Origin of the sequence: uncultured Capnocytophaga sp. (assembly GCF_937936315.1) — a bacterium.
GTDB lineage: Bacteria > Bacteroidota > Bacteroidia > Flavobacteriales > Flavobacteriaceae > Capnocytophaga.
This window is the reverse complement of record NZ_CALGWU010000055.1, coordinates 1-23,964: the sequence shown is the minus strand read 5'-3', so window position 1 is coordinate 23,964 and position 23,964 is coordinate 1. Positions and strand designations below refer to the sequence as shown.

The 23,964-nt window shown below is 39.7% G+C and carries 22 protein-coding genes and 1 pseudogene; 12 read left to right on the top strand and 11 right to left on the bottom strand.

What is annotated here, in order from left to right:
• Window positions 1–34: 34 nt before the first annotated feature.
• Both cydB and Q0162_RS10055 read right to left on the bottom strand, forming a co-directional pair.
• A complete protein-coding gene (gene cydB / locus Q0162_RS10060; RefSeq protein ID WP_297891219.1) occupies window positions 35–1,069 on the bottom strand; it encodes a cytochrome d ubiquinol oxidase subunit II in 1,035 nt (344 codons plus the stop codon).
• A gap of 12 nt (window positions 1,070–1,081) precedes the next feature.
• Window positions 1,082–2,428: a cytochrome ubiquinol oxidase subunit I gene (locus Q0162_RS10055; RefSeq protein WP_297891218.1), complete on the bottom strand. Its 1,347-nt coding sequence runs from the start codon at window positions 2,426–2,428 to the stop codon at window positions 1,082–1,084.
• 201 nt (window positions 2,429–2,629) lie between these two features.
• Between Q0162_RS10055 and Q0162_RS10050 the strand changes: the two genes are divergently transcribed.
• Both Q0162_RS10050 and hemA read left to right on the top strand, forming a co-directional pair.
• Complete coding sequence (locus Q0162_RS10050) at window positions 2,630–3,550, top strand: dimethylarginine dimethylaminohydrolase family protein (protein WP_297891217.1); 921 nt, start codon at window positions 2,630–2,632, stop codon at window positions 3,548–3,550.
• 166 nt (window positions 3,551–3,716) lie between these two features.
• A complete protein-coding gene (gene hemA, locus Q0162_RS10045) occupies window positions 3,717–4,967 on the top strand; it encodes a glutamyl-tRNA reductase (RefSeq protein ID WP_297891216.1) in 1,251 nt (416 codons plus the stop codon).
• A gap of 110 nt (window positions 4,968–5,077) precedes the next feature.
• On the opposite strand, the gene Q0162_RS10040 is transcribed toward hemA, so the two are convergent.
• On the bottom strand, window positions 5,078–5,821 hold the full coding sequence (locus Q0162_RS10040; RefSeq protein WP_297891215.1) for a murein L,D-transpeptidase catalytic domain family protein: 744 nt from the start codon (window positions 5,819–5,821) through the stop codon (window positions 5,078–5,080).
• Window positions 5,822–6,107: 286 nt separating this feature from the next.
• On the opposite strand from Q0162_RS10040, the gene Q0162_RS10035 reads away from it, so the two are divergent.
• The 8 genes from Q0162_RS10035 to Q0162_RS10000 all read left to right on the top strand — a co-directional run bounded on the left by Q0162_RS10035 (window position 6,108) and on the right by Q0162_RS10000 (window position 13,555).
• Window positions 6,108–7,967 (top strand): histidine kinase, encoded by a 1,860-nt coding sequence (locus Q0162_RS10035; protein ID WP_297891214.1) that lies wholly within the window; start codon window positions 6,108–6,110, stop codon window positions 7,965–7,967.
• A gap of 5 nt (window positions 7,968–7,972) precedes the next feature.
• Window positions 7,973–8,710 carry a LytTR family DNA-binding domain-containing protein gene (locus tag Q0162_RS10030; protein WP_297891213.1) on the top strand — a complete coding sequence of 246 codons (738 nt, stop codon included), beginning with the start codon at window positions 7,973–7,975 and terminating at the stop codon, window positions 8,708–8,710.
• Between the two features lie 276 nt (window positions 8,711–8,986).
• Window positions 8,987–9,451: a hypothetical protein gene (locus Q0162_RS10025; protein ID WP_297891212.1), complete on the top strand. Its 465-nt coding sequence runs from the start codon at window positions 8,987–8,989 to the stop codon at window positions 9,449–9,451.
• 30 nt (window positions 9,452–9,481) lie between these two features.
• Window positions 9,482–10,096, top strand: a complete 615-nt coding sequence (locus tag Q0162_RS10020) for a hypothetical protein (protein WP_297891211.1) — start codon at window positions 9,482–9,484, stop codon at window positions 10,094–10,096.
• 6 nt (window positions 10,097–10,102) lie between these two features.
• Complete coding sequence (locus Q0162_RS10015) at window positions 10,103–11,662, top strand: DUF3137 domain-containing protein (protein ID WP_297891210.1); 1,560 nt, start codon at window positions 10,103–10,105, stop codon at window positions 11,660–11,662.
• A 44-nt stretch (window positions 11,663–11,706) separates the two neighbouring features.
• Complete coding sequence (locus Q0162_RS10010; RefSeq protein WP_088594900.1) at window positions 11,707–12,264, top strand: LemA family protein; 558 nt, start codon at window positions 11,707–11,709, stop codon at window positions 12,262–12,264.
• Between the two features lie 80 nt (window positions 12,265–12,344).
• Entirely contained in the window at window positions 12,345–12,971 is a 627-nt protein-coding gene (locus tag Q0162_RS10005; RefSeq protein ID WP_297891208.1) for a hypothetical protein, read from the top strand.
• A gap of 2 nt (window positions 12,972–12,973) precedes the next feature.
• On the top strand, window positions 12,974–13,555 hold the full coding sequence (locus tag Q0162_RS10000) for a hypothetical protein (RefSeq protein ID WP_297891206.1): 582 nt from the start codon (window positions 12,974–12,976) through the stop codon (window positions 13,553–13,555).
• Window positions 13,556–13,590: 35 nt separating this feature from the next.
• Here the strand turns inward: Q0162_RS10000 and Q0162_RS09995 are convergent, their stop codons facing one another.
• The 7 genes from Q0162_RS09995 to Q0162_RS09965 form a co-directional block, all read right to left on the bottom strand.
• Window positions 13,591–14,607, bottom strand: a complete 1,017-nt coding sequence (locus tag Q0162_RS09995; RefSeq protein ID WP_297891203.1) for a sensor histidine kinase — start codon at window positions 14,605–14,607, stop codon at window positions 13,591–13,593.
• Window positions 14,608–14,648: 41 nt separating this feature from the next.
• Entirely contained in the window at window positions 14,649–15,869 is a 1,221-nt protein-coding gene (locus Q0162_RS09990; protein WP_297891201.1) for an ABC transporter permease, read from the bottom strand.
• Between the two features lie 107 nt (window positions 15,870–15,976).
• Window positions 15,977–16,786 (bottom strand): SH3 domain-containing protein, encoded by an 810-nt coding sequence (locus Q0162_RS09985; protein WP_297891200.1) that lies wholly within the window; start codon window positions 16,784–16,786, stop codon window positions 15,977–15,979.
• A gap of 17 nt (window positions 16,787–16,803) precedes the next feature.
• Entirely contained in the window at window positions 16,804–17,484 is a 681-nt protein-coding gene (locus Q0162_RS09980) for an SH3 domain-containing protein (protein ID WP_297891199.1), read from the bottom strand.
• Window positions 17,485–17,545: 61 nt separating this feature from the next.
• Window positions 17,546–18,292, bottom strand: coding sequence for an ABC transporter ATP-binding protein (locus Q0162_RS09975; RefSeq protein WP_297891197.1), 747 nt, complete (start codon window positions 18,290–18,292; stop codon window positions 17,546–17,548).
• Window positions 18,293–19,522, bottom strand: coding sequence for an efflux RND transporter periplasmic adaptor subunit (locus Q0162_RS09970; protein WP_297891195.1), 1,230 nt, complete (start codon window positions 19,520–19,522; stop codon window positions 18,293–18,295).
• A gap of 78 nt (window positions 19,523–19,600) precedes the next feature.
• A complete protein-coding gene (locus tag Q0162_RS09965; RefSeq protein ID WP_297891193.1) occupies window positions 19,601–20,932 on the bottom strand; it encodes a TolC family protein in 1,332 nt (443 codons plus the stop codon).
• 290 nt (window positions 20,933–21,222) lie between these two features.
• Between Q0162_RS09965 and hemC the strand changes: the two genes are divergently transcribed.
• Both hemC and asnS read left to right on the top strand, forming a co-directional pair.
• Complete coding sequence (gene hemC, locus Q0162_RS09960) at window positions 21,223–22,104, top strand: hydroxymethylbilane synthase (RefSeq protein WP_297891192.1); 882 nt, start codon at window positions 21,223–21,225, stop codon at window positions 22,102–22,104.
• A gap of 13 nt (window positions 22,105–22,117) precedes the next feature.
• Entirely contained in the window at window positions 22,118–23,548 is a 1,431-nt protein-coding gene (asnS, locus tag Q0162_RS09955) for an asparagine--tRNA ligase (RefSeq protein WP_297891187.1), read from the top strand.
• A gap of 78 nt (window positions 23,549–23,626) precedes the next feature.
• Here the strand turns inward: asnS and Q0162_RS09950 are convergent.
• Window positions 23,627–23,964: pseudogene (locus tag Q0162_RS09950) on the bottom strand (hypothetical protein); the annotation flags it as partial.

The following is a 23,964-nucleotide window of genomic DNA, read 5'->3' as shown; positions in this document are numbered from 1 at the left end:
TTTGGCTTTTGTTGATTGTTTTATCAATTGTTAATTAATAACTATTTTCGTCAATTTCTACTTTGCCCCAGAATACTTTGTAAGCAAAATAAGTGTAGATAAGCAATAGAGGTGCACCTATCGCCGTGATAGTGAGCATAATCTCTAATGATTTTTGAGAAGCAGCAGCGTTGTAAACCGTGATGCTATTGCCTGTTTCTAAAGTAGTTCTCAAGAAAGTAGGGTGCAAGTTGAGTGCGGCTACTACCATAAAGAAAGCAATAGTGAGTATTGTGCCTACAAAAGCCTTTTTATAGTCTTTTTTCTTCATAAAGAATGCTATGCTCAAGATGCTGAGGAGCAATAGAATAGGGAATACTTTTAGCGCGGTACTGTTAGCGATATTCTCAGCCAAATGCGGTGTGAGCATACTGTAAATCGCTACAGCTGTGAACACTACCACAAAAGCGAGATAAGCGTAATTGATGCGTTTCTCGATGCGGTGGTGCATATCACCGTGAGTTTTGATGAGTAAATACAAACCTCCGTGTACCATAAAAAGCAATAAAGTCATTACGCCTACAAGCAGTGCATAAGGAGTAAGGAATGTAAAGAGAGCGCCTCCTTGGTATACGAAGTTCTCGTCTAATGGTAATCCTTGTAATACGTTGGCAATCACCACTCCTAAGAGTACGGGTAACACAATGCTGCACACACTGTACACAGTGTCCCAAGTATTGCGCCAACGATCACTATCCTCTTTGCCACGTACCTCAATGGCTACTGCTCTAAAGATAATAAAAGTGAGGAATAGCATAAAAGGTGTGTTCATAGCCGAAAACAATTCGGCGTACATTAGTGGGAAGCCTGCAAAAATACCAGCACCCCCAATTACTAACCATGCCTCATTACCGTCCCACACAGGACCTATGGCATTCAGAGCTACGCGGCGTTCTTTTTTCTTATCGAAACATAAATGCCACGCTCCTGCGCCGAAGTCAAAGCCGTCTAAAATAGCATAGCCTGTAATCAAAAATCCTATAATGATGAACCACCACGTAGGGTAGTCAATTCCTAAAAATGTTTCCATATCTGTATAATGTTATGCTGTTTGTAATTGTTCTTGAGTATCGTGTTCATCAATACCGTGAACAATTTTCTTGTTCATCAAGTAGATGAATAAAGCGAAGAGGATGATATAAATAACGGTAAATAAGATGATTGCGAAGAGTATTTGGTTCGCTGTTACCGATTTAGACAACGCATCGCTAGTGCGCAAGAGTTTGTACACTATCCAAGGTTGGCGACCCATTTCGGCTGCAAACCAACCTACTTGATTGCCTATTTGTGGCAAGAGTACGCTCCACACAAAAATGTGCAAGAGCCAGCGTTTGTCGTACAATTTGCCTCTCCACAATAGGAAAGAAGCATAGAGAGTAAGTGCGATGAGGAACATACCAATGGCTACCATTATATGATAGAATTGGAATACAGCATTCACTTGCCCTGGGCGGTCTTCCACTGGATATTGGTCGAGACCTGTTACAGGAGCAGCTGTGTCGTAATGAATCATATACGAAAGTCCGTTAGGGATTTTCACTCCGTGAGTTACCTCGTTTTGTTTATCCACCCAACCAAAGAGATAGAGATCGGCGGGACCTGTTTGGAAATGCCCTTCCATAGCTGCCAATTTCTCTGGTTGATTTTGAGCTACACCATCAGCTGAACTGTGTCCTGAAACCAATTGTAACAAGCACACAACAGTAGCAATGATAAGGGTTACTCTAAAGGCTTTTTTAGAAATTTCGACGTGGCGACCTTTGAGTAAATACCAAGCGTGTACGCTCAATACTAAGAAGATACCAGCCAAGAAAGCTCCTTGCCACACATGCCATATACGGTCTACACTTGAGGGGTTGAACACCATCGCCCAAAAATCGGTAATGACGGCTTTAGCTTGCAAACCTTCACCGGCAACTACATAACCTGCAGGAGTTTGTTGCCAGCTGTTGGCAATCACAATCCAGATAGCGGAACACATAGAACCCAAGAACACCCCAAGGGTTGCTAAGAAATGCCATATAGGTTTTACTTTCTTCCACCCGAAAAGTACAATGCCAAGGCAGGTACTTTCAAGCGCAAAAGCAAAAACACCTTCAGCAGCCAAGGCACTACCAAAAATATCACCTACATAACGCGAATAGGTAGCCCAGTTAGTACCAAATTCAAATTCCATTACAATCCCTGTAGCGACACCCAAACCAAAGGTAAGTGAGAAGATGCGCGTCCAAAAGCGGGCGAGCGTGTCATACTCTTTTTTACCAGTACGCAAGTAGATGCCCTTAAAAACAACCATTAGCAGTCCAAGCCCTATACTTAAAGGCGGATAGATGTAATGGAACGCAATTGTGAGCGCAAACTGCACCCGTGCTAAAATTTCTGTTTCCATACGTGAGTAATTTAATTAGTGAAATATGCGACAAAAATACGCTAAGTGATTGAGATTCCCAAAGAAAAGCTAAAAAAATAATGATAATTTATATTGTTTCTAATTAAATAAGCAAATTTGAAAATTAGTAAATTAGCAAATCGACAAATTTGCAAATTGATAAATTATTTGTATCTTTGCCCAAAACAAGACAATATCAGTATGATAAAATTACACATCACCAACGAAACCAATAGGTTAGAAGCCGTAATTTTAGGTACGGCTACCAGCAATGGACCTACTCCTAAACTCGAAGAAGCCTACGACCCTAAGTCGGCAGAGCACATCAAAGCAGGTACCTATCCTATAGAAAAGGATATGGTAGCCGAAATGGATGCTTTTCGTGCAGTACTTGAAAAATACAATGTAAAAGTATATCGCCCTGAAATTATTACCGATTGCAACCAAATATTCACTCGCGATATTGGTTTTGTGATTGAAGATACTTTTATCAAAGCGAATATCCTGCCCGATAGACAAGCTGAATTTCAGGCTATTGAATACATTGTCGCTCAAATACCTCCTGAAAAAGTAATTACTCCTCCCGCCGATGTACATATAGAAGGGGGCGATGTAATGCCTTGGAACGACCATATTTTTATTGGTACTTATAAAGGTGCTGACTATAAAGAACAAGTAACTGCGCGTACTAATATGGCAGGCGTTGCCTTTATCCAGCAGCTTTTTCCTCATAAAAAAGTGAAGGAGTTTGATTTGCTCAAATCAAAAACTGAAGCACGCGACAATGCCCTGCATCTCGATTGCTGCTTCCAGCCCGTAGGAAAAGACAAAGGGATTATCTACAAAGGAGGCTTCCGCTCCGAAGCTGATTATCAATATTTGGTAGACCTCTTTGGCAAAGAAAACCTCTTCCATATAGAGCGCGAAGAAATGTACAATATGTGCAGTAATGTATTCTCTATCAGTCCGGAAGTAGTAGTTTCCGAAAAGAATTTCACCCGCCTAAACCAATGGTTGCGCTCACAAGGCTTCACGGTTGAAGAAATTCCATATTCCGAAATTGCCAAACAAGAAGGATTGTTGCGATGCTCTACCTTACCACTCTGCCGTACTACCGATTAACCAATTAGCAAATTAGCCCGTGTGGCTCGCACCAAATTATTTAGACTGCTTACATATTTAGGTGTTTTAATGATAAAAGTTCGCTGTATCTTGTTTTATTTACAGCGAACTTCTTATTTTTGCCCCTGAAAAAACAACTGTAAGTAGTATCAATCACTAACAAGCTATGACACAACATTCTATCTCAAAGAACAAATCTTTCTACTGCATAGGGCTTAGTTACCAAAAAGCCGATGCAACCATACGTGGGATGTTTAGTCTTACCCCTGAAAATAAAGACCAATTACTCACTCAAGCCAAAGAAGAAGGTTTTGAGGAGCTTTTAGTTATTTCTACTTGTAACCGCACGGAACTCTATGGCTATGCCGAACACCCTTTTCAACTCATTCAATTGTTATGTGAATACGCCAAAGGATCGGTAGATGATTTTCAAAAAGTAGGCTATGTAAACAAAAGCAAAGAAGCTGTAGAACACCTTTTTAGAGTAGGTACAGGTTTAGATAGCCAAATATTAGGAGATTTTGAAATCATAGGGCAAATGAAACAAGCCTTTGCGCTCTCACGCGACAAAGGATTGGCAAATGCTTTCTTAGAGCGATTGATGAATTGTGTAATCAATGCGAGCAAGCGCATCAAGAATGAAACAGCTCTATCCTCAGGAGCTGCCTCGGTATCGTTTACGGCGGTACAGTACATTATGCAAAATGTGCCTGAAGTGTCACAAAAAAATATCCTCCTCTTTGGAGTAGGAAAGATAGGGCGTAACACTTGCGAGAACCTTATTAAGCACACTCAAAATAAGCATATTACCCTTATCAACCGCACACGTGAGAAGGCTGAGCAGGTAGCAGGAAAATTCAACGTAGTGGTAAAAGATTTTGCCGATTTACAAACTGAAATTAGCAAAGCCGATGTACTTGTAGTTGCTACTGGAGCAGCTACTCCTACTGTACACGAGCAATTTATCAACCCTAATAAACCTATTCTCATATTAGACCTTTCTATCCCTAAAAATGTAGCTGAAGAGGTGGCGCAACTCCCTAATGTAACCCTTTTGCATATGGATGAACTTTCTAAACGCAAAGATGAAGCCTTAGAACGTCGCAAAGAATCCATCCCGCAGGCTCTAGAGATTATAGAAGAGGTAAAAGGAGAATTTTTCCAATGGGTAGACAATCGCAAATTTGCACCTACTATTAAAGCGCTGAAATCTAAACTTGAAAGCCTTAAAAATGCTGAAATGGATTTTCATCGCAAGAAGATTAGCGATTTCAACGAGGAACAAGCTGAACTCATTAGCAATCGCATCATTCAAAAAATTACTACTCAGTTGGTAAATCACCTGAAAGACACATCGTCTATTGATGAAAGCATCAGTTGGTTACAAGAAGTCTTCCAATTAGAAGTGAGTGCTTAAAATTTTGAAAATATACATAATAGCGAATTATAAACAAAGAGAGGCTGCCTTATATAGGCAGCCTCTCTTTTTAGGTTCAAATGTTTTTTCAAAATTCATCTTTAATTTTTTTAGAACACTGAGTCGTCTTCTATAAGTTTTAAAACATTTAAGTATTTAGAAGTTTTTAAGTATTTAGCGTCGTTATAGTAAGCAAAAATCATTGTTTTATCTTTAATAGTGTTGATTACTTGCTTGTAGATATTAGGGGGCAACACGGGGCAACCCAAACTTCTACCCATGCGACCATTGCGAGCGATATAATTTTCATTAGCATAATCGGCTGTGTGAATTACTACCGAACGTTTTGCTAAGTTGCTGTTGTAACCTTTTTCATCGCCGTGGAGCGTTAGGCTATAGCCATTACTACCTTCGTAGGTTTCTCCAGTGATGTAAAATCCAATACTACTTTTGTTAGATTCCACTACATCCGAAAAAGAAGTGGCTACGCGTTCACCGCTTTTTTTACCATGAGCTACATAAGTGTAGTACACGATTTTCATTTTTTCTAAATCGATAGTATAAAAGCGTTTAGAATTACAATCTTTAGTGAAATCAATAATCGAGAAGAGTTCTTTATCGTTTAAGCGGTGTTGTTTTTTGAGTGATTGGTAACCTATGTAAGCATAGCGAAAAGCTTCAAAGCTGAGGTCATATTGATTAGCATTAAGCTCACTATACAATTCTTTGATGTTTAGTTCTGCTTTATTCAAAGCCAATTGCTTTTCCTTACTCAAGTGTGTTTGCGCATTCGCAAAGTACAAAAATGTACTCAAAACAAAGATAAGAAATAAGAAAAAATATCTTTTGTTCATAGTGTTGTTAAGGGTGTTTAAAAAAATAATACTAAGAAATCATTGCAGGGGCAAAAGTAGTACATTTTTCTCATATTGTATACATTTACACACAATTTTAACAAATATTTAACATTGTAAGTTGGTTTGAGGTAAGTTTTACAAGCATTTATAAGAGGAAGCAGTTTTTATTAGGCAAGAATTATACCGTTTTTTTAGGGGGCAGGGGTTAGGGAACAGGTTTTAGTAAATTGGCAAATTGACAAACTATTACTACTTTTGCTTTCTGATTGAAAATAACAACTTTATGCGCACACTGCTAATCGCTCTTTTCTCCTTTTGTTTTAGCACTGCTTTAGCCCAAAAAGCAGATGTCGAAACAGTGCGCTTTATAATGTTGCTTGATACGGTGAAAGAAAACCAACAAGCTGCTGCAATCAAACAATTTATAACTAAAACATTTCCATCTCAGCAGGGGGGTAACTCTCCTGCTTATTGGCTTACCAAAGTGCGCTTGCTAAAAGCTGAAAAGAAAAAAGATAGTATTACTTATGCTTTAAATGCAGTGCAACTGAAAGATAATCAATATGAATTGGCAGTTTTGCACTTTGTAGAGAGTTTGCAAGCAAAAAATGAGTACAAATCGTTAGCGCCTCACCAAACTGTAAAAACACTCTTGCAACAAACCCAAATAGCAGAACAACACCATTGCAGGAATGTATACAGATTATACGATGAGTTGGCTAAGTATGCTTACCTAAATGCACTGAGTTTTGGTAACTATACCGAAAGCAAAAAATACGTACAACAGTATATAGACCACCACCCTTACAAGCAGCACCCCCGCGTGCGACAACGGTATTACGATATCTGTTGTATGATTGCCCTCAGCGAGAAAAACATCAATGATTTTGAAAAATACTACGCATTAGCGGCTCCTTTAGCCAAAAAATTGAATGAGCCCGAAGCCCTCAATCGCTTGCATCAGTTTGAAGCTGAATACTACAAACTTACAGGCAAAAACGCTCAGTCGCTGGCGATAATGCAACAGAGTTTTCAAGTGGCGAAAAAGCGCCGTAATCTTTCCCCTCAGTTGCTGCTCAATATGTCGCGTACCTTTCTGCAAAACAAACAGTACGATTCGGCTATCTACTACTCGCGCGAGGCAATTGCGATGAATCGCGCTATTGGTGCTGACCCCGCAAACAGTTTTAACTACTATCGCGCTCTCAACGAGGCTTATAAAAAGAAAGGTGATTACCGCAATGCTTACTACGCACTGGATACTGTACTCACCCTTTTTGCAGCTCGCGAAAAATCCATACAAGCCGATAAAAACAACGAATTGCTCACTCAGTTCCAAACCGAGAAAAAAGACCTGCAAATCAGGACTCTGAAAATAAACAACGAACTGAGCGAAAAGAGAATTTCTCAGCAGAAGTTCCTCATTATAACTATTGTATTCTTTCTGGGGGTAATTTTGGTGTTGTTCTATCTCTTTTACAACCGTAGGCTGTTGAAAGCTAAAAACAAACAACTTCAAGCTGAAAACAAACAATTGCTCTTAGAGCAACAAACCCGACAACTACAACTAAATCCGCATTTTATATACAACGCAATCGCTAACCTGCAAGGACTTATCGGCGACCAGCAAACTGAGCGTGCCAATAGTTACCTCGTAGCTTTCTCTCAATTTATTAGAAAACAATTGGAGTTAAACCGCGAAGAGACGATCACCTTACAAGAGGAAATAGAAGCTATTGAAATTTATGTAAAACTTCAGCAAATGCGATATGAGAATCGTTTTACTTTTCACGTGGAAACCGATTTGGATACCGAAGCCTACTTGATTCCGCCTATGCTCATTCAGCCTTTTGTAGAAAATGCTATTGAACACGGCTTTAAAAATATCAACTACCAAGGAGTGCTCACGCTCACCATAGAGGAAAAAGACAACAAACTGCATCTTATCCTTATTGATAATGGCAATGGCAAAGGGATGCCTAACCCTCATAAAAAATCACTTTCTAAACTGATTACACAAGAGCGTTTAGACCTTTTGTTTAACACCCAACAAAAAGGCAATGCTTATTTTGAAGCTGCCCCCTTGTCCCCTCACGAAACTGGTTACCGAGTAGCAATTGTAATCCCCGTAATCCCCTCTTAACTGATATGAAAGTTTATATTTTAGAAGACGAAACTAATATTTTAAAATACCTCATCTCCTTAGTTGAGGCACTTCCGTTTGTGCAAATCGTAGGTTATGCTTCCGAAATTGCTAAAGCCGAAAAAGAAATTCCTATTTTGCAGCCTGAGCTCATCCTTTCGGATATTCAGCTTGCTGATGGCAATAGTTTTACACTTTTTTCACGGATAAAAACTGATAGTTTGCAGATTATCTTTATCACCGCCTTCAATCAGTTTGCTATGGAAGCCCTAAATTTAGGGGCTTTTGCCTATCTGCTAAAACCCATAGACAAAACTACTTTAAACGATACCCTATTGCGCTGTTACCAAAAACAAGAGCAATACAAGTTCAACCAACACCAAATGCAGCTAGCAATGCAGTATTACACCGAAAAGAAAGAAGTGACCAAACTCGCTCTCAAAACAGCTGATTGCATACAAATAGTACCCGTACAAGATATTGTGTATTGCCAAAGCGATAAAGGCTATACTACCTTCTACCTCGCCGATAAACAACAAATTGTAGTGAGTAAAGTGCTAAAAGAATACGAATCGCTATTGCCCGAAACGCAATTTGTGCGTTGCCACCAGTCGTATTTGGTGAATAGCACCTATATAAAGAAGTACTACAAAGATGGACTCTTAGAACTTACTACCGGTCATACGCTCCCCGTATCCGACCGCAAGCGCGAATACGTACAAGATTTTTTGTTGAAAAACTAATTGGCAAATCGGCAAATTGTCAAACTTCTTCCGCACTTATTTACCCAACTTCCGCGAATATTGAAATTCTTCTTTTTGTAACTATATATCCCATACTTTTGCCTCAAGAGAAACCTCCTCTTCCTTTATAGATTTTGGAGCTAACCTTTATCTATAAACTTTGAAATAAAAGTTTAACAAAAGTTTAACTTTATTTTAACAAATGGGGGGGTAAATTCTTAACTTTGCCGCGTGAAATTTATAAACAAATAACAAAAAATCAAAAAAGTAACATCTATGGGACTCTTAGACAAGAACATCACCATTACTTTTCTCGAAGGAAAAGTATCTTTAGAAGACTTATTTGAGCTATTAAAAGAAAAGCTCGGTAACAAGTATGAGGTAAAATTTCTCAAAAAAGGTAGTGCAGCCGCTCAATTTTTTGGAACTGGTAATGCTGAAGATCGCATTTTTGTAGCCAAAAATGCTTATCACCGTACGCTCATCACCACCAAATATGCTCCAATGACTGATGATATGAGCCGTGAGGATACTTACCTCGGTTTTGACCGCAGTACTATGAAAGGTTGGCTCAAAATGCTTTACTCTGAAGGGGGCTGGATAGGGCAATGGATTATCAGAACCATATACGGTAGCAACCAAGATTTTGATACCGATATCCTCGACGCTATCAATAGCAAATACCCTGTACAGCAAAAAGACCAAAACGTAGGTATTTCAGCCTTGTGGAAGAAAAATTAGTAGTAATCAATTTTAAAAATCAATAGTACAATGAAAAAAATCGTATTCGTAGTAGGGACAGTAGTAGCCCTTTTGATTACCGCTTGTGGTGGTAATGACAACTCTAAAAAAGAGGATAAAAAAATAACTTTTGCCGATAAAGATATTATCGGTGCATTGAAAACGGCTTTAGAGAAAAGTCCTTTAGCTGATAAAGAGTTTACTAGAGTACATTTTGGGAGTGAAGGTCCTATGAACGATGTGTTTAAGGATATTTCGGTTGGTTATTTTAACCCAGGTGACAAACAATTTTTCTCTCAACGCGTAGATGCTCAGGGAGTAGCTGTGGGTGAACCTCAAGCTCGTCCAAAAGACAGAGATGATGAGTTTATCTTCAAAGCAGCGGATATACCTTATGCTCGCATTGGTACTGAAATACAAGAAGCAAAGAAATTTTTAGCAGAAAACAAAGATTTTGCTGATTTTCATAACTTTACTGTTTCCGAAATCATCATTGATAAACAAAGAAGAAGCAAATTTCCCAATCATATAATGAATACCATCTATATTGATATGAATAAAAAGGGTGAATCAGAAAGTTATTACTACAGAGTCCATCTTCTAAAAACTGAAGAAGGTGGTAAGTTTGAAGTGTCTGAAAACTAATAAAAAATGAATTTAACAGAAGCCCAAGAACTCGTACTAAAAGAATGTGAACGCGAAAAGAAAATCGCACTCCGCAACCTTATTCTCGTAATTGCATTGGTGGTGATTGTAATAACACTACTCGCTGTTTTTGCTTTGCCTTTTATCAGCAAGGCGCTTAGCAGCAGCGACAGCATCCCACCGCATATCAAGTATATCCTCCCCGTTGCTATTTTGCTCTCACTCTACTACCCTATAATGCGCACCCGCACTATCTTCACCCGCGCTAAAAAAGTAGATGAATTTTTCGCTCTTTTGCAACAAGGTCTGGAGGTGCGCATCAATCGCGAATTAGAGTCCTACCTCACTACTATCCCTTTAGGAAAAGTGAAGTATCAGTTAGACCCTATTACTTATTTATACGTATCTATAGGAACGCAAAACTTTGAGTTGCCTATTGCTAAATATGCAGCCCCCGAGCTGAAACGCGTGCTCAACCAGCCGCAAAATTTAGCTACTTACAATACTGTAATGCAGGAGCTTTACAGCGATGAAACAACTACTTCACAAGCAACAGCTCCTCAAGAAACGATTGTGCTCAAACCTGTTGAAGAGTTCCGCACTTTTGCTGAAAACGAATTTGGTGCTGAACTCGATGCTATGGAAAAAGGGCGTACCACTACCAAAAAAATGACTTATGTGCAATTCGCTTTTGCCTTTGGAGTAATAGGTTTGATAGGCTTCTTAGTCGCTTCAGGCAGATTGAGTTTTAGCAATCCTGTGAATATCTTTATCGTAATAGGTATCATCACTGTAGGGAGTTATGTGTGGGGTATGCTCTCCAAGCGATATGCTCAAAACCAACTCTCTGGCGCTGGCGATTATACCCAAGTGAAAAAGAAAATTTTTGGCAAATTAGTGAATTATATCAGTCCGCAGTTTGCTTATTACGAAAATGCACACATAGGTATAACCGAATTTTTAGATTCGTTGTTGTTCAAAGCGGAACGTTATACCCTTAAAGGAGGTGATCAAATCGTAGGACATTACAACGGAATGCCTTTCCAATCGAGCAATCTCAGTGTTACATTTCGTCCTAATTTCCGCAACGAAAAAGAAGGTGATGATGTAGTTTTCTACGGTAATTACTTTGTAGCGCGTTCTCCCAAAAAGTTTGAACACCCTATTGTAATCCACCCCGTAAAAGGTTTCTTTAGTGACCTTAAAGACAATGAAATAGCTACTTACCTCAACCACGGTGGAGAAAAAATACGCTTAGAAGACCCCGAGTTTCAAAAACAGTTTGAAGTGTATTGCGACGACCAGATTACAGCGCGCTATGTGCTTACTCCAGCCTTTATGCAACGCCTTAAAAAACTGAACGAACGCCACAAAGGGCAAGTGTATATCGCTATTAATAAGTACAATATTGTGATCGCTACCAACGAAGGCAATGCCCTTATGCGCACCGATAATTCGCCTACCGCGATGCTCTTCCAAAAGATAGACCTCGCTATGGTAGAAAGTGTATACCGCGAACTTATAGAACAATTGCAAATGCTTGACACAATAGGGGGTAGGGGATAACCCTAACCCCTAACCCCTGACCCCTGAAACCTAACCCCCGCCCTATGATAACCTATATTTTAATTGCAGTAGGAGTACTCCTATTAATTTTTGTGATTGCAGCGTTCAACAGTTTGTCTAAACGCCGCAACCAGATAGAGAATGCCATTTCGTCATTAGACGCTTTGTTTATACAGCGTTCCGATTTGATACCCAACCTCATCGCCACTACTAAAGAGTATATGGCTTATGAGCAAGACACTCTCAGGCAAATCACCGAATTGCGCCGCCCAGTGCAACCCACACTTGCCGAGAATCCTTATCTGCAACCCGATGAAGCGAGCACAACTATCAGGAATATTATGCTACAAGCCGAAGCCTACCCTGAACTTAGAGCCAATAGTCAGTTTGTGCAACTGCAACACGCTCTCAGTGATTGCGAAGAGCAATTGGCAGCGGGTCGTCGTTACCTCAGTGCTTCCATTACTGATTACAACGACCGCATTGTAGTATTCCCCTCCAATGTAATTGCCTCCCTTTTTGGTTTCAAAAAATACGAATGGCAGTATGCCACTGAAGCCCAACGACAAAATGTAGATGTCGCAGGACTATTTTCCAATTAGAAATAGCGAATAGTTTTGTTTATTTACAAATAATTACTATTTTTGCCCCATTATTAGTAACAAATAAAAATTGTAATACAATGAAAAAACTTAGTATTTTAGTAGGCACTATGGTTGCCTTAGTAATGACCTCTTGTGGAGGTTCTTCCCTTTTTGGAGATGACCTTATCAGTAAAGAAGGAATGGATAAAGCCAAAGAAGTGCTGTCCAAAGAACCTTTTGCCGATAAAGAGTTCAACTGGATAGAACTCAAAACCAAAGAAGCTTTGAATAGCAAGTTTGACGGGGTGCTTACCAGCTACTACGATCCTGCTGTCCAAAAAGATATGGTACAGACTTATGACAAAACTTCTAAATTAGGAGATCCTAAAGCTGACCAATCTGCGGCTATTAGAGCTAAAGCAGGCTTAGACAAGGACAAAGACCGTTTCAAAGTGTCTGACATTCCTTTCGATAAACTCGTTTCCGAAGCTCAAGAAGCTATAAAATTCTTTAGCGGTTTAGAAGAAACTGCCGAGTATGAAGGTTTCAACGTAAATGAAATTGAGTTGATAAAAGAAAACGGCAAACTTAAAACTACCTTCAAAATTGATATGACTAAAAAAGGTGAAGGTTCTTACCGCCGAGGAAGAGAACGTATCACTAACTACTACGAAGTGAGAATTTTCCGCGGTGAAAATGGTGAGTGGGATTTAGTAACTGATTAATTATGAAAAAGATATTCACTTTACTATTTGCTCTTACACTCGTGGCTTGTATGCCAGGCGATAAAGGAGCGAATCTCAACAGCCCCGAAGGACTAAAAGTAACTCAAGAACTTTTGCAAAAAAACTTTGCTAAGTACAATAATATTACAGAAGTTTCGTTTGGAACTAACCGAGGTGTGATAGATATCATCACAGTGAGGTTCAATAAAGGTGAAAAAGACTTCTATGTAAATTATGTTACCTATAACGACCAAGTAAATGAAACTGAAACAGGCTTGTCTTCTAAGCAAGGTCGCACTATTAGTTTGAGCGAGGTCAATCTATCAATAGTACCTAATTTGATAAAGAAAGCTGAAAGCCTTATTCTAGAAAAAGACAATAAGTTCAATAGTTTCCGTATGGATAAATTGAATTATGAAGTTCAAGAAGATGGTACAATAGAAGTTTCTTTTGTAATAGATGCCATACACCCCGCTACTTCCTACTACGGAGAACGCAAAGGTGATAAAGGGCATTTCAGTTTTGAATTTAAAGCCGATGCCAAAGGCGAGAATGTAATAGCTACCGAAGGTTTGACTATTTAGTATTCTAAAAAAGCTCATAAAAAAGCGACTCAGCTTCACGCTGAATCGCTTTTTTGTTTATTGTCAATTCTCAATTGAGCAATGTATTTTCCATCTTTTTCTTCGATGTTGTATTGATGTTTTTTAGGATAAAGAAGTGTTAAGCGTTTCTTTAGGTTTTCAATGCCAATACCTGAGCTATATAAACTTTCTTGTTTAGGAATTATAGTGTTCTCACTTCTAAATAGTACCTTATTCTCTTCCACTCTCAAACTAAATGACAATTCTGTTGCTTCCGTTGCTGATACGCCGTGTTTAAAAGCATTCTCTACCAAGCTGATAAACAACAAAGGCGCTATGGTGAGAGGGGGGAGTTGCTTCGGGAAATCTACTTGCACCGTAGTTTTATCGGTGAGGCGTAACTGCATTAAGCTGATGTACTGCTGCAAGAAATCCACTTCTTCTGCAAGGCTAATTTGCTTTTGGTCGCTGTTTTGCATAAAGTGGCGCATCAGTTTGCTAAGGCTATGCACGCTCTGTTGTGCCTTTTGAGGGTCAAAAGCAATAAGCGAATAGATATTGTTGAGCGCATTAAAAAAGAAATGCGGTTGAAGTTGGTATCTCAATTGAGTAAGGTCGGCTTGTAGTTTGTGTGCTTGAGCTTCTTTTTGGGCGATTTCCAAAGAAAAGTTGCGTTGGGCATAGCGTATTGCCATAGCAAAGACTACCGGCAAGAGGTTCGAGAGGAAATCAAAATACACAAAAGCGTGGAAAGGTGGCATTTTGTGTTTATTTTTGTGAAGAGCAAAGTACGAAAAAAGCTCGTATTTGCTGTATGAAATACATAAAATGAGTACCACTGCCACCCATATAAAAAGTATATATCGTTTTTTAAACCACAGTTTATCAATAAGCCAATAGAAACTGATGTAGAACAAAAACATCAAAAAAGGCAATGATATAAGCGAACGATAAAGCGCCTCCTCAAAGCGTTGATTGCCTTCGGAGATAAAGATAAGGGCAGGCAGAATACAAACCACTGCCCAAGAGGCTATATGTGTTAAAAGTTTCATTTAATTTAGGTAAGAGATAAAAATTGCTTGTGCAGTTCGCATTATTCGTATCTGAGGGCGCTAATAGGTTCTAACTCGGCTGCTTTGCGGGCAGGATACCAACCAAAGAACACCCCTGTAATGGTACATACTAAGAAGGATATTACGATAGAATACAAGGTGATACTCACTGGCCAACCTATGAACAGCGATACGCCTACAGTAGCTAATAAGCCAATCACTACCCCTAATACACCCCCAGTAATGCTAATAAGCACCGACTCGATGAGGAATTGTGCCAAAATATCCTTACCCTTAGCCCCAATAGCCATACGCAAACCTATTTCCTTAGTGCGCTCTTTTACTGATACGTACATAATGTTCATAATACCTATACCGCCCACGATGAGCGAAATGCTGGCAATAGCTACCAATAAAATAGTGAGCATCTCGCTGGTAGAGCTAAACGTACTGATGAGCTCTTGTTGTGAAAACACATTGAAATCATTCTCTTGTGTAGCCGAAAGATTATGAGTACGCTCCAAAATTTTCTTTACTTGGTTTACTGCATTCTCCGACTGACTTTCATCTATTACCGAAGCGACAATACTCTGCAAGAACGTTTGCGCCAAAATACGCTTTTGTACCGTAGTATAAGGGGCTATAATCACATCGTCTTGATCTTGACCAAAGTTGCTCTCACCTTTTTTGGTAAGGATTCCAATCACTTTAAAAGGGATATTCTTAAAGCGTATGGTTTGCCCAATAGGGTTTTCGCCATTTGTAAAGAGGTTCTTAGCCACCGTTTGCCCTATCACGGCTACTTTGGCAAAATTGGTAATCTCATCTTCACCAAACATACTCCCTTCAGCCACACTCCATTCGCGTATGGGCAGGTATTCGGTATTCACTCCGTAGATAGAGGTAGGCCAGTTGTTGCCCCCTGCTATACTTTGTCCGTTGCCACTTACTACCGGCGACATATATTTCAGTAGGGTACCTTCTTTTTTAAGGGCTTCGTAATCCGTCATTTTGAGTGATTGCATATCGCTCATACTCATACGCACGCCGCCCATCATACCCGCCCCTGGGCGGATATTGAGCATATTAGTACCCATTTTAGAGATATTCTCCTTGATGCTCTTTTTAGAACCCTCGCCAATGGCAAGCATGGTTATTACTGAGCCCACCCCAATGATGATGCCCAGCATCGTAAGCATAGCCCTTGTTTTATTGAGCAAAAGGGCACGCCACGCTATTTTAAAAAGATTTTGTATATTCATAGTGTTTAGGTGTTAGGGGTCAGGTGTTAGGTGTTAGGGGGTCAGACCTATCCGACAAGTTTGACCAATCAGATTATATTGAAATTATTAAAGCGGTTTTCTAATGGTTAAAAATTTCTATACAAATATCGCTTTATCAATCCTTTTTCATCAAATACAAAAAGAGCGTTGTAGCCTTCAGCGCCATCGCCTCCCTCAAAATCAATCATATATTGTCCGTTTCCTCTATCATACACCCTTACTGATGAGAGTGTAGGATTAAATAAGTATTTGGTTTTAGGTAAAAGATAAGGTTCTTTACCTGCAAATGTAATGCGAATATAGGCAATTTCTTTTTTTGGATAGTCTTCTAAATAGAAATAGTCCCAAACACTTTCTCCTTTTCCGACAATTGTTTCTCCATTTTTGTTAATCTTGAACTTATAATCGCTTTTGTTTACTTTTTTAGTAACAAATTCTAACTTAATATCTTTGTTACTTACCGATAGTTCATTGTCTTCTGTTACTTTATGGGGTATTTTTGGATAGTTGTACCCAATGATAAAGAAAGAAGTTGTTCCTTTTAATGAGTTAAGTTTTACAATTGTATCACGCAATCTTTCGTTCTCTGCTTCAGGTGTACCGTCTTCAAAATCAATTTTCAGGGCAATCAATTCCTTATCATTAACTTTCTGAATCCTGCTTTTGTGTACGAAACCTTGTACTTTGTGTTGGGTACTTACCTCATACCAACCGCTTGGATTTTCTGTATAGAAAAAATATTCGTTCTTCAGTAATTTGCCTATAATCTCTGCTTTGCTGTTAGGGGATTTCCGGATATTAGTATAGCCATCGGGGTCATTTATTTGTCCGATGTATCGCTGTTGAGCTAATGATATATTAGCAACTAAGAAAAGAAATAGTAGCAAATTTTTCATTTGATAATTAACAATTATTAAAGTGGTAGTCCTATAATACGGGTTTTATACTCGCCTTTTACTATTTGCCAGCACACTTGGTAAAATAAACCAGCTTCGCTATTGTGCGCAAAAATATAAAGTGCCTCAGCTTCCTCATCGTAGTATATGGAACTGCTAAAATAGAAAATTTCATACAAATCATCATAAGCACTTTTAGGGATAGATACGTTTTTGCCTTTCATAGTTACAATGATACTCTTGTAGTGGTTTTCAGGTATAAAGGCCGCACCTTGAGGTATCTTACCATCAATGATTAACTCCTCATAATTTTTATGTTTTTTTATTATAATCTTGTGCTTGGTTTTGTCGAACTTCTGTTTGGTAATGGTCACTTTTACGTCCTTATCATCATAGACAACACTATTGCCTTGTACTTTTCCCTCTATAGCACGAAAGTCAAATATTTTTTTCAAGCGACTTTGATGCACATACCCTTTATCAACTTCAATCCAGTTAGTAGGGTTAAATTCTTTATCAAAGAAACCATACACAAGTGTATTGTTAGGCAAAGTACCTACAATTTTGCTTTTTACATTTTCTTTGGCGCGAATGTTTACATAGCCGTCTTTGTCTTTTACTACGGCATAATCTCCAAGAGGACCTTGCGCAAAGGCATTGGTACTGAGGAGCAGGAATAAAATAAATAAGTATTTCATATAACCTATTTTTTCGGCAAAGATACTAATTTCTTTTCAACTTTGCCAGAGCCCCGCACCATTATTCTTCATTCGTATTTCTCAATTGCGCCAGCTGTTCCTTCGCATTCAGCCTATCGGTTACTTCCTTATCACTGATGATATGTCCGTCTTTCAGCACTACGGTGCGTTTGCTAAATTGGGCAATATCATCTTCGTGGGTTACGAAGCATATAGTGCTACCTTGGTCGTTGAGGCGTTGAAAAAGCTCCATTACTTCATAGGAAGTTTTGGTATCGAGGTTTCCAGTTGCCTCATCGGCGAGAAGGATAACAGGTTGGTTTACAAGGGAGCGCGCAATGGCTACCCGCTGCTGCTGTCCGCCCGAGAGCTCACTAGGCAAGTGGTTCAATCGCTTTTCTAACCCTACACTGATAAGAGCTTCGATAGCGCGCTCACGGCGTTCTTTGGCTGATACTTTAGGGTTGTACATCAGTGGGAGTTCTACATTCTCAATGGCTGAGGTACGGGCTAATAGGTTATACGACTGAAAGATAAAACCTATTTTCGTGTTGCGTATATGTGCTAAATCGTTCTTGCTCATATCTTTCACCGAGATACCATCTAAAATGTAATCGCCAGAAGAGGGGCGGTCTAAGCACCCTAATATGTTGAGCAAAGTTGATTTACCCGACCCACTCGGTCCCATAATGGTTACAAACTCGCCTTCTCTGATGGTCAGGTTGATGCCTTTCAGGGCGTGTACCGTCTCGTTGCCCATCTGGAAGTTGCGCTTCATATCGCGTATATCTATAATGGCTTTTTTCATCTATTTAGCTTTTGAATTGTTTCTATTAGGGCGTTTTGGCATAAACGGACTGCTGCTATCGCTGTTCTTACTGTCGCCTCCAGCCACTTGCGGGCGGTCGCCTTGCAGGTTAGTGGCTACTTTCTCACCAACGTTGAGTCCACTCACTACTTGTACGTTGATACCATCATTGCTACCTATGGTTATGGCTTTTTGGGCAAGACTACCATCGGTGTTCACTACCCATACGTATTTTTGTTTGCCCTTGCCGTGTTGTACTTTAGGAACTTCAGCTGTAATACCTTTTTGAGCGTAATATTGTAGTAACACATCGGTATCAGGAGTAAAGTTGATAGCTTTGGCGGGCACGATAGTTACGCCTTTCAGTTCATTGGTATAAATAGCGATGGTCGCGGTAAGTCCTGGTTTCAGCTTTTCATCAGGGTTTTCTGCCTCTACTATCACCGTATAAGTTACCACGTTTGATGAAGTGGTAGGCGATAGACGCACTTGGGTAACACGTCCCACAAATTCTTCTTGAGGGTAAGCATCTACGGTGAAACTCACGCGTTGCCCCACTTTCACTTGTCCTATATCGGCTTCGTCTACATTCACTTCCACCTGCATACGCTTGATGTCTTTGGCTATTTTGAAGAGCGTAGGCGCACTCATTGAGGCGGCTACAGTTTGTCCTTCTTCAACTTCTTTGCTGAGGATAATCCCGTCGATAGGTGAATAGATATTGGCATAGCCTAAGTTCGTTTTCGCCTGATTGAGGGTCGTAAGACGTTGGGCTACACTGGCTTTCGCATTGTTAAGCTGATACAATGCTTGCTCATAATCCTGCTGACTAATCACTTGGGCATTATACATTTTCTTTTGCCGATCGTAATTTTGCTGATAGTAGTTCAGTTCGTTAAGGGCAGAATTATAGTTAGCCGTAGCGTTGATAACGTTTTCTTGTAGATTAGTTTTGTCGAGCTCTGCTAGTAGCTGACCTTTCTTCACTTGGCTGTTATAATCCACATAGATTTTGCTCACCAACCCTGATACTTGCGTACCTACTTCTACCTCGTCTACCGGTTGCACACTACCCGTAGCAGTTACTTCAGTAGTAACATCACCTTGGGTAACCTCATCGGTTTGGAGGAGAATAAGGGCAGGTTTTTCCTTCATAAAGAAGTGATACACGCCATAAGCCACTACCGCTAATAGCGCAACAATAATGATTTTCTTGATGTGTTTTTTCATTGTATTTAGTTGTTAGTTATTAGTTATTAGTCGTTAGATAATATCCTATAAATTATTTTTTCAGAGAGATGACCGTCGCTACATTCCCCCTCCTTGGGAGGGGGGTAGGGGGAGGACTCCCATATAAAACTTCAGCAACTGTACATATAATGCCGACATATATTTGTTTTGCAAATACGTTTGTTCGGCAGTGAGGTAGGCGTTTTGGCTCACGAGAAGTTCAGTATTAGTAAGTCCGCCGAACTCGTGTTTCTTTATTGCCAAATCGTAAGCTAATTTAGCATTGTCGCGAGCCGTACGCGAGGCTGCTTGTTGCGCTTGGTGAGTGGTGGCATTCTGCCAAGCGGTTTCTATCTTAGCATAAAGGTTTTTTTCAGCTTGTTGCTTTTCCAAAACGGACTGCTGCTGAGTGAGTTTTGCTAACTTCACATTATTCTTGTTCTTATTTTGCGAAAAGATAGGGATATTAAGCGATGCCCCTATCGTCTGACCAAAATTGCTATCTAACTGAGTAGCATAACCCAAACTATTGAGGTTAGAATACCCTGTATTCACTCCCGCCTGCAAACCTATAGAGGGCAACGCTCCTGCTTTGGCTATCTTGATGTCCTTTTCGGCTATCTTTTGTTGCGATTGATAGATTTTTAGGTTAGGGAGTGTTTCTTTGGCTTGAGCAAACACCTCGTCTTTGTTAGGGATAATCGCTACATCCTCATCGTTAGGAAGGTCGAGAGCAATAGCAAAGTCGCTATTAGGAGGGAGCTCTAAAAGTTGTTTGAGCGTTAGCACACGGTTAGCATACTGATTCTCTGCCTGAATGATAGCATATTCATTGTTGGCGTGACGCGTTTCTATCTCTGCCAAACTCAGTTTAGCTATCGAGCCATTGACGAACTTAGTTTGTGCTTGCTTGAGTTCTTCAGCCGAGGAGAGCGCTGTGTTTTTGGCTACTGCAATCCCTTCATAGCTGTAAAGTGCTTGCAAGTAGGCTTCCAGCACACTCAGGGTGATATTGTTCTTCGCTTCTTGCACATAGAGTTCGTTCTGCTCAAGCAATAGCTTGCTGCGGTCTATTTGTAAATTGATTTTATTCCCTTGATACAGAGGCACAGAGGCTGATACTCCAAAGTTGTTGGAGAACGTACGGCGCGATACCCGTTCGTTAGAAATCTGGTTGATTGCAGACCCGTTGTTGAGGTTTGCCGATGCCGAACCACTGACGGTAGGCAAGCGGTTATCCTTTGCCTGATTGAGGTTGATTTCAGCCGTTTGCTGGTTGAGTTCTGTTTTCTTTACAGAGATGTTGTGCTGCACGGCGTAGTTGATACAATCGGTTAGTGACCATTGTTTGGATTGTGCTATAGTCCATAAAGGAGATAGCAAGAGAGATATGTATAAAATTCTTTTCATAGGCTTTAGTTTTTTAGATGAAAGAAGAAGGTGAAAAAGATATTAGGATAGTACAATGAAAATTATCACCCTCTTCTTTACAATTTAATAACCATTTTTTATCATTTAGCTGATGCAAAGATAACTTGTAAAGGTAGGGGAAAACAAACTTTATCGACGAAAAGGTTAATTTTGTCGACGAAAAGGGGAAATCTCTCTATCTCGAAAAAATCTCTTATGTAATTTGCTAATTATCAAATTGGCTAATTGACAAATTATTGCTACCTTTGCCCCCGATAAAGAAATATGTAATGAAAACAATTCGTATAGGTACGCGTGATAGTGAGTTGGCTCTTTGGCAAGCTAAAACCGTACAACACCAATTAGAAGTTTTAGGATACTCTACTGAAATAGTTAGTACTAAGTCTCACGGCGATATAGAACTCAGCAAACCGCTCTACGAAATGGGAGTTACAGGTATCTTCACTAAAGCCTTGGATATTGCCCTGCTCAACGGTGAGATAGATATAGCAGTACATAGTATGAAGGATGTGCCTACCGCTTTGCCCGATGGAATTGTAGTAGGAGCAGTGCTCAAGCGGGGGAACCCTCACGATGTGTTAGTCTACAAAGGTGATCTTTCGTTTTTAGATGCCGAAATAGCAACCATCGCTACCAGCAGTTTGCGACGCAAAGCACAATGGTTGCACCGCTATCCACATCACAATATAGAAAACTTGCGTGGCAATGTGAATACTCGCTTGCAAAAACTTGCTGATAACCCTTGGAATGGGGCTATTTTTGCTGCAGCAGGCTTGGAACGCATTAATAAACTACCTGAAAATCACTTGCGACTCGATTGGATGCTTCCCGCTCCCGCACAAGGGGCTATAATGGTCACACTACACGAGGACAACGTGCCATTACAAGGTGTGCTTTTGCGCATTCACGATGGTAATACCTATGTGGCAACGCAAGTGGAACGCGCTTTCCTCCGTGCTTTAGAAGGCGGTTGTACGGCACCTATCGGAGCTTTTGCTCAGTACGACGGACAACAAAAAGTGTATTTTAAAGGCGGATTGTGGAGTGAAGATGGTAAAAAAGCGGCTGTAATAGAAGAAATTCTCACTCAAATAAACGAACATACGGGTGAGCAACTCGCCGAAAAAGTAAAATCCAAATTTGAAAATTGATAAATTAATTATTATGTTATATATCAAACAATTATTACAAAACGGAAAAAGCATACACGAGGAAATTACCCTCAAAGGTTGGGTGCGTACCTTTCGCAGTAACCGATTTATAGCCCTCAATGATGGCTCTACTATCGATAACCTCCAAGTAGTAGTAGATTTTGAAAATACAAACCCCGATATACTCAAACGCATTACCACAGGGGCAGCTATTGAAGTAAAAGGGAAATTAGTAGAAAGTCAAGGCAAAGGTCAGTCGGTAGAGTTACAAGCTACCGAGGTAGTGATTTTAGGTGATAGCAATCCCGAAGAATATCCTATCCAGCCTAAAAAACACTCATTGGAATTCTTGCGCGAAAATGCTCACTTGCGTGTGCGCTCTAATACTTTTAGTGCCGTGATGCGCGTGCGCTCTACTTTGGCATTTGCTATACATAAATACTTTCAGGACAACGGATTTTTCTATGTGAATACACCTATTATCACCGGTAGTGATGCCGAAGGTGCTGGTGAGATGTTCCGTGTAACTACTTTGGATGCTAAAAATCCACCACTTACCGAAAATGGTGAAGTAGATTATAAAAAAGATTTCTTTGGTCGTGAAACAAACCTCACAGTGTCTGGTCAGTTAGAGGGTGAAACCTTTGCTATGGCACTCGGCAAGATTTATACTTTTGGACCTACTTTCCGTGCCGAAAATTCTAATACTTCACGTCACTTAGCTGAATTCTGGATGATAGAACCCGAAATGGCGTTCTATGACCTTATCGACAATATGAATTTAGCTGAAGATTTCATCAAATACGTGCTCAAATATACTTTAGAAGTGCGTCGTGACGACCTTGAGTTTCTCGATAAACGTTTCTTAGAAGAAGAAAAAACCAAACCGCAAAACGAGCGCAGTTCTATGTCGCTTATTGAAAAACTCGAGTTTGTAATTCACAATGAGTTTAAACGTGTGAGCTATACTGAAGCAATTGATATTCTTAAAAATAGCAACCACAACAAAAAGAAGAAATTTCAATATCCTATAAACGAATGGGGGGTAGATTTGCAAAGTGAACACGAACGTTACTTGGTAGAAAAACACTTCGAGTGCCCTGTAATTCTCTATGATTATCCAGCGAATATCAAAGCTTTCTATATGCGATTGAATGACGATGGTAAAACAGTACGCGCTATGGATATCCTCTTCCCAGGCATTGGTGAAATCGTTGGTGGTTCCCAGCGTGAAGAGCGTTACGATGTACTCAAACAAAAAATCGCTGACCTGAATATGGATGAACAAACGCTTTGGTGGTATCTCGATCTCCGCAAGTTTGGTACAGCTGTACACAGTGGTTTTGGTCTTGGTTTTGAACGTTTGGTACTCTTTGCAACAGGAATGACTAACATTCGCGATGTAATTCCTTATCCTCGTACTCCACAAAGTGCAGAGTTTTAAGAAGAGTGTTGTGAGTAAAATAAAAATAGAGAGGATTATCAATTGATAATCCTCTCTATTTTTTTAGGGTGAAATAACTTAGTTAGAATATTTGTTTACTTTTTCTTTAGCTTTGATAAGATCGATGCCAAGGCTGTTGATTTTTTGCTGTTTGTTAAGCAATTTACCTTTTAGTTTAGCTTCGTCCTTAGGAGAAAGAGATCCTTTAGCTTTTTTTATGTCAAATTTAGATTGCTCTTTAGCTAAATCACCTTTAGCTTTAGCTATCTTAGCTTCCACTTTACTTACTTCACTATTAGCTTTACTTAATTGTTCTTTTCTTTTTAGAGCAGCTTTTTCGGCTTTAGCTCTTTCTTTAGCGGCTTTTTCTTCGGCTTTTCTAGCTTTTTCTTCAGCTTTAGCTTTTTCTTTAGCGG